General features: G+C 43.4%; 10 protein-coding genes and 1 tRNA gene. 10 read left to right on the top strand and 1 reads right to left on the bottom strand.

The features are described from left to right. Positions 1-9: 9 nt before the first annotated feature. The 5 genes from tolB to OCV24_RS08920 all read left to right on the top strand — a co-directional run bounded on the left by tolB (position 10) and on the right by OCV24_RS08920 (position 5,320). Entirely contained in the window at positions 10-1,362 is a 1,353-nt protein-coding gene (tolB, locus tag OCV24_RS08940; RefSeq protein WP_150877870.1) for a Tol-Pal system beta propeller repeat protein TolB, read from the top strand. A 111-nt stretch (positions 1,363-1,473) separates the two neighbouring features. Then, positions 1,474-2,016 (top strand): peptidoglycan-associated lipoprotein Pal, encoded by a 543-nt coding sequence (gene pal / locus OCV24_RS08935; protein WP_017055071.1) that lies wholly within the window; start codon positions 1,474-1,476, stop codon positions 2,014-2,016. A gap of 33 nt (positions 2,017-2,049) precedes the next feature. After that, the gene (gene ybgF, locus OCV24_RS08930) at positions 2,050-2,838 is read left to right on the top strand and encodes a tol-pal system protein YbgF (protein WP_017055072.1); all 789 of its coding nucleotides are present in this window, start codon (positions 2,050-2,052) and stop codon (positions 2,836-2,838) included. A 209-nt stretch (positions 2,839-3,047) separates the two neighbouring features. Beyond that, positions 3,048-4,109, top strand: a complete 1,062-nt coding sequence (gene nadA / locus OCV24_RS08925) for a quinolinate synthase NadA (RefSeq protein WP_137033587.1) — start codon at positions 3,048-3,050, stop codon at positions 4,107-4,109. Between the two features lie 179 nt (positions 4,110-4,288). Then, positions 4,289-5,320, top strand: coding sequence for a potassium channel protein (locus OCV24_RS08920; RefSeq protein WP_017055074.1), 1,032 nt, complete (start codon positions 4,289-4,291; stop codon positions 5,318-5,320). Positions 5,321-5,435: 115 nt separating this feature from the next. Here OCV24_RS08920 and OCV24_RS08915 read toward each other — a convergent pair whose 3' ends face one another. Continuing rightward, complete coding sequence (locus OCV24_RS08915) at positions 5,436-6,005, bottom strand: UPF0149 family protein (RefSeq protein WP_150877872.1); 570 nt, start codon at positions 6,003-6,005, stop codon at positions 5,436-5,438. A 138-nt stretch (positions 6,006-6,143) separates the two neighbouring features. On the opposite strand from OCV24_RS08915, the gene OCV24_RS08910 reads away from it, so the two are divergent. The 5 genes from OCV24_RS08910 (at position 6,144) to OCV24_RS08890 (ending at position 12,200) form a co-directional block, all read left to right on the top strand. After that, entirely contained in the window at positions 6,144-8,630 is a 2,487-nt protein-coding gene (locus OCV24_RS08910) for an ATP-binding protein (RefSeq protein ID WP_449364102.1), read from the top strand. Positions 8,631-8,878: 248 nt separating this feature from the next. Further along, positions 8,879-9,328: an L-alanine exporter AlaE gene (locus OCV24_RS08905; protein ID WP_017055077.1), complete on the top strand. Its 450-nt coding sequence runs from the start codon at positions 8,879-8,881 to the stop codon at positions 9,326-9,328. Positions 9,329-9,491: 163 nt separating this feature from the next. Then, positions 9,492-9,582: transfer RNA gene (locus OCV24_RS08900), tRNA-Ser, on the top strand. A 207-nt stretch (positions 9,583-9,789) separates the two neighbouring features. Further along, positions 9,790-10,716, top strand: a complete 927-nt coding sequence (locus OCV24_RS08895; protein ID WP_150877876.1) for a LysR family transcriptional regulator — start codon at positions 9,790-9,792, stop codon at positions 10,714-10,716. A gap of 230 nt (positions 10,717-10,946) precedes the next feature. Then, positions 10,947-12,200 (top strand): D-amino acid dehydrogenase, encoded by a 1,254-nt coding sequence (locus OCV24_RS08890; protein ID WP_046222776.1) that lies wholly within the window; start codon positions 10,947-10,949, stop codon positions 12,198-12,200. Positions 12,201-12,263 lie beyond the last annotated feature (63 nt).

Here is a 12,263-nt window from a genome sequence, read left to right as displayed (position 1 = left end):
GACGAACTTGTGTTAAAAAAACTATTACTGAGTTGTGTTTTTGTAATAGCGACAAGCAGCCAGTTTGTACATGCGGCGCTGGAGCTGGTTATTACAGACGGTATTAACTCTGCACGACCTATCGCTATTGTCCCTTTTCGTTGGGAAGGAACTGAACCGTTGCCACATGATGTATCAGCAGTTATTGCTTCTGACTTACAGCGCAGTGGTAAATTTAGCCCCGTTCCGACAAGCAAAATGCCTCAAACGCCTTACAGTGAAACCGAGGTGAATTTTGATGCTTGGACCAATCTAGGTGTTGATTCATTGCTGACGGGTAGTATCACTAAAAATGTCGAAGGGCAGTATGTGGTGAACTACCAACTGGTCGACATTGTTCGTGGTCAATTGACTAAAGGACAAAGCCGAGCGTTAAGTGATGAAGGTCAATTAGTGCTTTCGAAAGACCATGTGCTGTTTAATAAAAAGGCAACGGTGTCTGGTAAACGCTTGAGAGAGTATGCGCATCGTATTTCTGATTTAGTTTATGAAGAGTTAACTGGTGAAAGAGGCGCGTTCTTAACACGTGTCTCTTATGTGGTAGTGAACGATAAAGATAAGTACCCATATCAGCTTCGTGTGGCGGACTATGACGGCTTCAATGAGCGTTTGGTACTTCGATCTAAACAGCCTCTTATGTCGCCATCATGGTCTCCAGATGGTAAGAAGCTTGCTTATGTGAGTTTCCAAAATGGCCAAGCTGAAATATTCATTATGAATATTTATACAGGTGAGCGTGAGAAGGTGACTTCATATCCTCGTCATAATGGCGCGCCAAGATTCTCGCCAGATGGTAAGACATTAGCATTGGTATTGTCGAAAACAGGCAGCCTTCAGGTGTACACACTTGACCTTGCTAGCCGTAAGCTGACTCAAGTTACCCGAGGCCGTTCGAATAATACTGAACCATTCTGGCATCCAGATGGAAAGTCTCTTATTTTCACATCGGATCGTGGTGGTAAACCACAGATTTATAATGTAAATTTGTCAAATAATTCGACATCTCGTATTACTTGGCAAGGTAGCCAAAACTTAGGTGGTCAGATCACTCCTGATGGACGATTCCTAATCATGGTAAATCGAAGCAACTCAGGCTTTAACTTGGCTAAACAGGATTTGGAAACTGGTGCGGTTCAGATACTAACAAAAACATTGTTAGATGAATCACCAAGTATTGCACCGAATGGAGGTATGGTTATCTATAGCTCTATTTACAACAAGACAAACGTACTCTCGATGGTTTCTATTGATGGGCGTTTTAAAGCGAGATTACCGGCAACCAACGGACGTGTAAGAGCACCTGCATGGTCACCGTTTCTCTAGCTAAAGTGATACATTCTATTAGCTATTGATAGTGTTAACTATTGTGGCATTTAACTATCTATAGCACTTAGTCGCTGTAGAAACTAAGTTTGATAACGTAAGGAAAATAAGATGCAACTTAATAAAGTTCTTAAAGGCTTGATGATTGCACTACCAGTAATGGCAGTGACGGCATGTAGTTCAACGGATGAAGCGACATCTGCAACATCTGGTACTGAAAGCAACCAAACAACTTCAGGTTCAGAAAGCAACGTAGATACAACGGTTGTAACGCCAATTGACGCTAACGGTCAACTGTCTGAGCAAGAGCTTAAAGAGCAAGCGCTACGTGAAACTCAAACAATCTACTTCGCATTCGATAACTCAACTATCGCTAGCGACTACGAAGCAATACTAGCAGCTCACGCAGCTTACCTGAGTAAGAACGTTGACATGAACGTTACTATCGAAGGTCACGCTGATGAGCGTGGTACTCCTGAGTACAACATCGCACTTGGCGAGCGTCGTGCACAAGCTGTAGCTAAATACCTACAAGCGCTAGGTGTTCAAGCAGACCAAATTTCTATCGTAAGCTACGGTGAAGAGAAGCCACTTCTTCTAGGTCAATCTGAAGATGTGTACGCTAAAAACCGTCGCGCAGTACTAGTTTACTAATTTTAGTAGACTATATAATTGAGGAATTGCCTCATGTTCAGTAACACAAAGCGAGTCATTTTGCTTTCGTTACTGGCAAGTGCAGCGAACACCGTGTTCGCTGCACCAGCTCCAGTATCCGATCTCAATAGCACCGCAACCAATTCATCATCTTCCTCTCGATCAGGGGCTGTATCTAACGAATCAGATATTGAGCGTTTAGAGCGCCTGCTTCAAAATCGCAACCTAGTTCAGCTTCAAATGCAGCAGCAAATCGATGATATGTCACTGGAGATCAGTGAACTTCGAGGTGCGCTGGAGCGAAACAGCTACGATATGAAGCAAATGCTAGAGCGTCAGCGTGAACTGTTCATCGAGCTGGATCGTGTAAGAGGCGAGGTGAAAGCTGCAGGTACTGCAACGGTAGCAGTGGCGGCGAGCGAAGGCTCTAAAGACGCTTCTGGTACGTTCAGTACTGATGTAGATGAGCAAACTGCTTATCAAAATGCTGTAGATATGATTCTAAAGCAACGAGACTACACGGGTGCTATCGCAGCATTCCAAAAGTTTCAAAAAGACTTCCCAGATTCTACCTTCACACCTAACTCACATTACTGGTTAGGTCAGCTTTATTTCGCTAAGAAGCAAGATAAAGAAGCGGTGAAGAGTTTCGCTGCTGTTGTGTCTTATAAAGACTCAAACAAGCGAGCAGATGCACTGGTTAAGCTTGGTGATATAGCTGCGCGCAACAACAACGCGACGCAAGCTAAGAAATATTACCAACAAGTCGTCACAGAATACCCAAACAGCGCTTCGGCAAACGTGGCTAAAACCCACTTATAAACAAAATAGGGGTGCTTAGGCGCCTCTTTTTTATACTTGTTCATTTCCGTTTAGTGTTTACTCATCTTGTTAGTGATGCCAACGCCACGCCTTGTTTATGCGTTTTAAGCATTAGCTAGCCACCGCTTGCAACCAATCCTTTTTGATCCCAATCGCTGTCCTGTGTAGAATACTCGGATTCTCGGAAGAAGTTGCGTAGAGCAAGAGCAATGAGTCATATACTAGATAAAATCGATACAGTTTACCCGTTTCCGCCTAAGCCAGTTCCATTGAGCGACGCTCAGAAACAGGCCCACATCGTAAACATCAAAAAACTACTTCAAGAAAAAGATGCAGTTCTAATTGCACACTACTACACCGATCCTGAAATTCAGGCTCTGGCAGAAGAAACTGGTGGTTTCGTTGGCGATTCATTAGAAATGGCTAAGTTCGGTAACCGTCACTCAGCAAGCACTCTGATCATCGCTGGTGTTCGTTTCATGGGTGAGTCTGCAAAGATTCTTACTCCTGAAAAACGCATTCTAATGCCAACACTTGAAGCTGAATGTTCACTTGATCTTGGCTGTCCGGCTGACAAATTTACAGAATTTTGTGATGCTCACCCTGACCACACCGTGGTTGTATACGCGAACACCTCTGCAGCTGTTAAAGCTCGTGCAGACTGGGTAGTTACGTCGAGCATCGCTTTAGAAATCGTTGAAAGCCTAGACGCTGAAGGCAAACCAATCATTTGGGGGCCAGACCGTCACCTAGGTTCTTACATTGCAAATCAAACTGGCGCTGACATGTTGCTTTGGCAAGGCGAGTGCATCGTTCATGATGAGTTCTCAGCTGATGCTTTGAAGAAAATGAAGTCTGTATACCCAGAAGCGGCTATTTTGGTTCACCCAGAATCGCCAGCAAGCGTCGTCGAATTGGCTGATGCGGTAGGTTCAACAAGCCAACTGATTAAGAAAGCAAAAGAGCTTCCTCATCCACAGATGATTGTTGCGACAGACAAAGGTATCTTCTTCAAGATGCAACAATTGGTTCCTGAAAAAGAGCTAATTGAAGCGCCTACAGCCGGGGCTGGTGCAACGTGTCGTAGCTGCGCACACTGCCCTTGGATGGCAATGAATGGCCTTGAAGCGATTGAAAACGCGCTTGAAAATGGCGGCGAGCAACACGAAATTTTCGTTTCTGACGAATTACGCGTTAAGTCTCTTATTCCATTGAACCGCATGTTAGATTTTGCTGAACAGCTTAATGTGCAAGTGAAAGGCAACGCTTAATTTCATTATTGGGCTGTTATTATGAATAGAAAACCAGCTTGTAGTGCTGGTTTTTTTGTACCTAAAGATAGGTTGCGAGTATCAATCTTGTGGCCATGTATCTTTTTCTTATGGTACATCTTGTTGATATCGCGTATTTTTTCTAGCATGTAAGTAAGAGAAAAAGATTTGAGGCTCGAATGATAATCTGGTTACAACTCAAACGCTGGGTCAAAGCAAATATCTTTGTTTTGAACGGAAAAAACTTGCTGTTTACCTTTCTTGGTTACGTATTTTTGTCGTGGTCGACGTTGTATCTAGCGGGTGAATCGGACCTAACCAGTTCGTTTACCACATTCGCTTACTATCTAGTCGTGACTGCGTCGACGGTGGGTTACGGTGATTTATCACCAACGACAGATGCAGGACGATGGATCGTTATACTGTTCGTGATTCCGGGAGGGCTTAGTCTTTTCGCGGCATTACTCGGTAAGGTCGCGACAGAAGGTGTTGAATATTGGCGAGCGGGTTTGTTAGGAAAAAGGAGAGTTAGAGTGGACAACCACATTTTGATGCTTGGATGGAATGAGCAAAGAACCATTCACCTCATTCGTATGTTACAGCACGAAGAAACGGGTAAACGACCAATCGTGTTATGTACGCGTTCAGATATCGAGAACCCGTTACCCGGTGAAATAAATTTCGTTAAAGTAAACAGCTACACCGATGGCAAAGAGATGGAGAAAACGGGCATTGAGTCGGCCAGTTGTATTCTCATTGATAATCCTGAAGACGATATAACTTTATCTGCGGCGCTTTACTGCGCGAACCGAAATCCTAAGGCGCACCTTCTGGTGTACTTTAAAGATGAAGCATTGAGTGATTTGTTGCATCAGCATTGCCCTAACTCAGAATGTATTCCGGCGGTGGGGGCAGAAATGCTGGCCAAGGCTGCGGTAGATCCGGGGTCGAGTGCGCTTCACCAAGAGCTATTGAGTACGACAAGGGGGATGACACAATATTCAACTTATTACCCTGAGGGGGCTGAGCCTGTAACGGTTGCGCCAATTTTTTCGGTGTTCAAAGAGAAGTATCAAGCCACGTTGATTGCGATTGATACGGGCAGTGGTATTGAGCTTAACCCTGAGCTAGACCAAGTGGTCAACAGCGGGACTAAGTTGTTCTATATTGCAGATGAACGAATTGATCACTTCGATTGGAAAGGCTTTTAAACGATTGATATACCTTCAGAACTAAAAAAGGCCTCATTGTGAAGTGAGGCCTTTTGTTATTGTTTGGTCGAGAGAGTTAAGCTTATTTTTTCAGAGCTTATTAATATTCTCTAGGTTATTGAGCTTCAGCTAATGCAATGCCACGTTGCGTTAGACCGCACAGCATCACAGGAACCGAATTAAAGATCTCTTCGAACTGCTCTAAACCTTCAATGCCTTGCTCTGCAAGTGTCGCGATTGAGGTTTCTGGATCGTAAAGCATGCTTAGTGAAAGCAGCACACCGCCAACCAGCGCATTGTCTTCGCTGTCTTCTGGCATCAATGTTTCCCAATCATCACGGGCAATCTGCCAACCTTGAAGTAAGCCTTCACAAAAATCGCGAGCAGCTGTGTTGACGACTTCTTCATCATCCAATTGACAAGTTTCAGGCCAAACCCAAGTGCCTTCAATCAGTTCTGGGCGGGTTTCGTTCCAAAGCGCGATGATAATTTCAATGTAGCTTTCAAGTTGCTCACCATCAGTAAAAGGAGCGACTTCTTCACCACCCCAAAGGAACGGAAGCCATTCATGAGGAGGTAATACGTTAGGTGCCGCTGCCATTGCAGTGACAAATCCTATGGTTTTGTGTTCTGTGATTAGCTTTCCTTCCAACTCTGGAAGCGCAAGAATATCTTGTAAAGTCAAAGTGAGGTACCGTAAAAGGGAACATATTTGCGCTTATAGTACCAATGAACTTGCGCCAATCAAGCTTCAATCTAAAAAGGCTTGATGTCCTTGATGATAAACACTAGGTTTAACAAAAACGAAAATAACAAAAAAATTATGCAGATACGGTCGTCTCTTAAGAAAAACAGTATGGTAGCGCTCGGGTTATACTTGGGCATGTTCATTGCCATTGTCGGTAGCGTGACGTACCACGTCGTAGAGACTCCTGTACGTGCCGAATTAGAACAAAACCTAGACCTACGTGCTGAGTTGTTATCCGCATTGATTACAGAGCCACTCAGTAGCTCTAAAGGTGTTGTCGATAGCCTAGTCGGTTTCGCTCAGAAACAACGAAAAGGTTCAGAGGTTGCTTCGGTATTAAAGTCAATTTTGGCGGCGAGCGACGATACGATCGTTAGCGCGGGCATTTGGCCAGAACCTTACGCACTTGATCCGAATAAACGCCTGAACAGCTACTTTTTCAACAAAGCCGATGATGGCAAGATTGATCAACTGTTTTCTTATAACAATCCTAAGAACGCGCCTTACCATCAAGAATATTGGTACACTTCTGTTGTTGATGAGCCGCAAGGAAGCACCGTATGGAGCGATGTGTATGTCGACCCGTACACACACGTTCGAATGATTACGGCGTCTTCCCCTTATTATTACGATGGCACCTTTGCCGGTATTGCGACAGTGGATCTCTCTCTGGAAGAGTTATTGGGTTTCATTAAAACCCACGCGGAGGAATATAACCTTGGTATCACTATAAGAGATAATCTCAACCAAGTTCTGGTTTCTCATAACTTCAATCTTGTCGAGGGAGTCTACATTAGTAATAACCAATTTGGTGACTTTGATTGGCAAGTCGCAGTGGTTAACTCAAAACTATTGGTGGCAGACGAGGTGTTTCGTCTGGTGATGCATATTGAGGGCGGTATTGTTCCGCTATTGCTCGTGTGTGTCATGGCGGGTTATTACTTGTTGAACCGCTACTTGATTAGTCCAATTACCAATATAGCAGTTAAGATCGACGCTTCAAAAGCGGGTGAGATCATCGATGTTGAGTATTCAAGTGATGATGAAATTGGCCACTTGATTAAAACCTTTAACGAAAAGACCATTTACCTCGAAGCGGAAAAGGTTAAGGCTCAGGCCTCAACCAATGCGAAAACAGCGTTCCTTGCGACCTTATCCCATGAAATCCGAACTCCAATGAATGGCGTTTTAGGAACCGCCCAAATTCTGCTAAGAACCCCTTTAAACAGAGAGCAAGAGAAGCATCTTAAAAGTTTGTATGAGTCTGGGGATCATATGATGACTTTGCTTAATGAGATATTGGATTTTTCAAAGATCGAGCAGGGCAGGTTAGATCTAGATGAAACCCGTTTCCCACTCGATTCGATCATCGGAAGTATTAACAGTGTCTACTACACATTGTCTTCCGAAAAAGGACTTCAATTCAAAGTGTACTCTGAGGTGCCTTCTGGCCGTTGGTACTTCTCGGACAAAGCTCGACTGCGCCAAATCTTGTTTAATCTACTGAACAACGCCGTGAAGTTCACTTCAAGAGGCTTTGTTGAGGTGTACCTGAAAGAAATTATCGAAGGAAATGATGTTTTCCTTAGTATTCGAGTTCGTGACACCGGAATAGGCATATCTAAAGAAGCGCAAAAACGCATCTTCAAACCTTTCGAGCAAGCAGAATCTACGACTACAAGACGTTTTGGTGGTACAGGCCTAGGCTTAGCGATTGTGAAGGAAATTGCCCAATTTATGGGCGGCAGTATCACGGTTACCAGTGAAGAGGGGATTGGCACTAGCTTTGATGTTCGCTTAAAGATTAAGCCTTGCCAACCTGGTGAGATAGAAAGCCTACCTCATAAAAAATTGGATTACTCTGGCTTGAAAGTGTTGATTGTTGAGGATAACAGGACCAACACCGTCATCATTGAAACCTTTATGACCAGTAAAGGATTTACCTGTAAGAACGTTGAAAACGGCGAACTTGCGCTACAAGCTGTCGTTACAGAGCACTTTGATTTAGTGTTGATGGATAACCACATGCCAGTGATGGATGGAGTGGAATCAACAACGGCTATTCGCGCTCTAATTGGTGATGTTTCATCTGTCTTAATATTTGGTTGTACCGCAGATGTCTTCAAAGAGACTCGAGAACGTATGATCGGTGCTGGTGTGGATTACATTATAGCTAAACCAATTGACGAACGGGAGCTCGACGATGCGTTATTTCGTTATTCGAATAAGCTTTATCAATTCCATGAAGCAGAAGTTTGTGCTCCGGAAATTCAAGAAGTAAAAGATCACGATTGGAAAAGTAAAAATGAGTCACTGCCTAAGCCTGAGTTACGAAGCAAAGGCAACATCGAAGAGTTGCTAGTGACACTGTACGTGGCGTTAGAAGACAACAATTTAGAGCAGATTCAATTTGCGCTAGAGAATCTGCGTGTTCACGCTAAACCTATGAACAATACAGAACTTATATCTCAAATTGATAAGGCTCTAGAGTACGTCTTCTCGGGAACGCGTCCCGCGCAAGATGTTATTGATATCATTACTGTAAATCTACCTATGGCTTAGGTGTTGTTTAATTACAGGAAGTGAACGTCAAATTGCGTAATTTTTAACATCCATGTGGTTTTTTGGTCAAAGTGACTGCTTTTTAAGTGGTTTTTGGTTGTTAATTTACCACTTGATTTGTAATTTGGAATGTATAACTGCTAACGTTGTGTTTTAATAGTGATATTAACTGGCTGGGTGCGAATGTGCCTTGTTTATGTGTCACTAAATCACTGATCAAGCAGTGATATATTTCAGGGTTGTCTCTAATGAAGTCTCGTGGTCCATTTTGTATTCGTAATGCAGCTGCGGATACATTTGCTATGGTAGTTTTCTGTTTTATCTCTGGCATGATCGTAGAAGTGTTTATTTCCGGCATGACGTTTGAGCAGTCTCTTGCTTCAAGAACGTTATCTATTCCGGTAAACATTGCTATTGCTTGGCCTTATGGTGTATTTCGTGATTGGTTCTTACGTAATGGTGCAAAACTTTCAGAAAGTTCATTGATGAAGAACTTGGCCGATCTTATGGCTTACGTGTTATTCCAATCGCCAGTGTATGCTGGGATTTTACTAGCAGTAGGCGCTTCAACTGACCAGATTGTCACCGCGGTTACTAGCAACGCGGTTATTTCATGTGGTATGGGCGTACTTTATGGTTATTTCTTAGATATGTGCCGTAAATGGTTTAGAGTTCCAGGCTATTACCAACAAGCGTAAATAAAGTGAAATAAGCGATACTTGGTTTGTTTTTGATCTAATGAGTTAATTTGTAATCGAACAAACTGAAAAAGGCACTTTTTTTGATAATGCCCCTTGACCAAAGCAAGCAGAATCAATAAAGTAGCGCCTCGTTGAGTGACAAGCTTAACACAAAATTTGTGGAAGGATGGCTGAGTGGCTTAAGGCGCTCGCCTGGAAAGCGAGTATACGTTTATAGCGTATCTGGGGTTCAAATCCCCATCCTTCCACCACTATTCAAAACCCTAGCAGAAATGCTGGGGTTTTCTCGTTCTAGAGCCTCTATAATTCTCAACTTACAATACCTTCAACATTTCGTCTGAAGTGACTCGGTGCACAAGTTAGTAAGCGCAAACGAGATCTCGATAAATTGGGATATATTTGAATGCCAAACTTATGAGACGCTTGGTTTAGGGTTAATCGAATTACAAGGTAGTTGAATGCATCACTTTAATATCCGTGCGCTTGAATATTTAAATGCGTTATCCAAATATGGATCACTACGTAACGCATCCAAAATGATGAACGTCGACCCAGCGGCGATGAGTAGGATGCTAACGCAACTAGAAGCTCAGGCTGAAATGAAAGTTTGGGAGCGAAATAACCGCCACTCACTGTTAACTGAGGCGGGTAATGAACTATTGAATTATTATCGTTCTGTCGTTCGCGGAGAAGCGGCAGTGTTAGCTCGGCTGACTAAGCTTAAAAACCTCCAAGGGGGTAACGTCAGTATTGCTATTGGTGAAGGCTTTATTACCAACTTGGTGGCTAAACCCATGCAAACCTTCATGACTCGTTATCCCGATATCAACCTTTCTATTGAGATTGCGGGAGCTCTTGATGCCGTCAAAATGCTTGAAGATCAACAGATAGATTTTGCAATCACTTATGCTTCTGCTCCACACCCTAAGTTGCATTCGCATGTCGAGCGTAGCCACCCACTGGAACTCATCGTACCTAAAGGGCATTTCCTTACCAGTAAAGAAGCTCCTATAACACTGCAGGATATTAAAGATGTTTCTGTCGCGCTAATCGATAACTCGACAGGAATGGGAAGGCTGGTAAAACACGCTGAGCAGGTATCTCATCTTACTTTACAACCAAAGCTTCAAACTAACTCGGTAACGGCACTCACTAACTTTGTGTCAGCAGGGTTAGGCGTCACGTTTATGCCAAAGCTTACCGTGCTTGATGAAATCAAATCAGGTCAAATTGAAGTGGTCGCGACTGAGCTAGAAATGCTTTCGAAAGCAACCGTTAAGGTTCAATCTTTAAAAGGCCGAGCACTTACGCTTCAAGCCGAAACATTGTTAGGTTTTTTGCTCGAAAATGCAACGTTCTTGAGTCATGATGCCTACAATATTTAGGCATCATAGATTTATGTAACGACTCCTCCCAAGCTTCTAAATACCGCTAATATCACAGTTCCCAACTTCCAAATTCGTTTCTAAGTTGAATTGACTTTTTATCAACGGAACCTCTATTGTTAAATCAACGCCTGCCGAATAAGTTACAAATTATTAACGAAAATAATATTTGAATTAAAAACAGTGTTTGGCCGATTGAGCTTTTGCTGGGTAGGTATTAGGGGAAGAGAATGGAAGTAATTGTAATTGGCAGCGGTGTTATAGGATTGACCAGCGCATGGTACTTGGCAAAAGAAGGTCACTCGGTCACGGTTATTGATCGTCAAGATAGCAGTGGTAAGGAAACCAGCTTTGCGAATGCCGGGCAAATTTCTTACGGTTATTCTTCACCATGGGCAGCGCCTGGTATTCCATTGAAAGCGATGAAATGGCTTACCCAAGAACATGCGCCTCTAAAAGTGAAGCCGTCACTTTCTCCAGAGTTAGTTTCTTGGGCGACGAAGATGCTCGCCAACTGTAACGAAGCTAAATATGCACAGAACAAATCGCGTATGTTACGAGTCGCAAATTATAGCCGAGATTGTTTGACTGATCTAAGGACCAGCGAAGATCTGGCTTATGAAGGCCGACAAAAGGGAACCTTACAAGTATTCAGAAGCGAGAAGCAACTGGACGCGATTCAGCAAGATATGAAGCTCCTACATGAAAGTGGTATTGAGCACTCGCTGTTTGGAGTCGAACAGTGCCTTTCAGTGGAACCGGGTTTGGCGGACGTTAAAGATAGGCTCGTTGGCGGTTTGTATTTACCTCATGATGAAACTGGGGATTGCCATCAGTTTTGTTTAGCCTTGACTGAGAAAGCCAAGCAAATCGGAGTTCAGTTTGTGTTTGATACCGAAGTGGTCAAGCTCAATCATCAGAATCAAACCATTGAGAGTATTACAACGACTCAAGGCGAGTTCAAAGCGGATGCTTACGTGGTTGCTTCAGGAAGCTATTCTCGAGAACTATTGAAGCAAGTCGATTTGTCGATTCCTGTTTATCCAGTGAAAGGCTATTCATTAACACTACCGATCGTGAATGCAGATAAGTCACCAACTTCGACTGTTATGGATGAAACCTATAAGGTGGCGATGACCCGCTTTGATGACCGTATTCGTATTGCTGGTACCGCAGAACTTGCTGGGTTTAATTACTTGATTCCAGAAAAACGCAAAGCCACGATTGATATGGTGATAAAAGATCTATTCCCACAAGCGGGGGACTTCTCTAAGGCTGAATACTGGACAGGTTTAAGGCCGATGACGCCAGACGGCACTCCTATCATCGGTAAAACTCCGATTAAGAACCTATTCACCAATACGGGGCACGGGACATTGGGCTGGACGATGGCATGTGGTTCAGGAAAGCTGTTAGCGAGTGTGGTCAGTGGCTCTGATAGTGACATTAAATCAGATGACTTGAGTATCCATCGCTACATGTAGTTCATCAAAGTACTTAGTTATACGAGTCAGCCCATGTTTATCATTGAGCATGGGCTGATTTTG

The sequence above is a fragment of the Vibrio kanaloae genome, from assembly GCF_024347535.1.
GTDB classification, from domain to species: domain Bacteria; phylum Pseudomonadota; class Gammaproteobacteria; order Enterobacterales; family Vibrionaceae; genus Vibrio; species Vibrio kanaloae.
The sequence above is the reverse complement of the archived record's forward strand: the minus strand, read 5'-3'. Positions and strand labels throughout refer to the sequence as shown.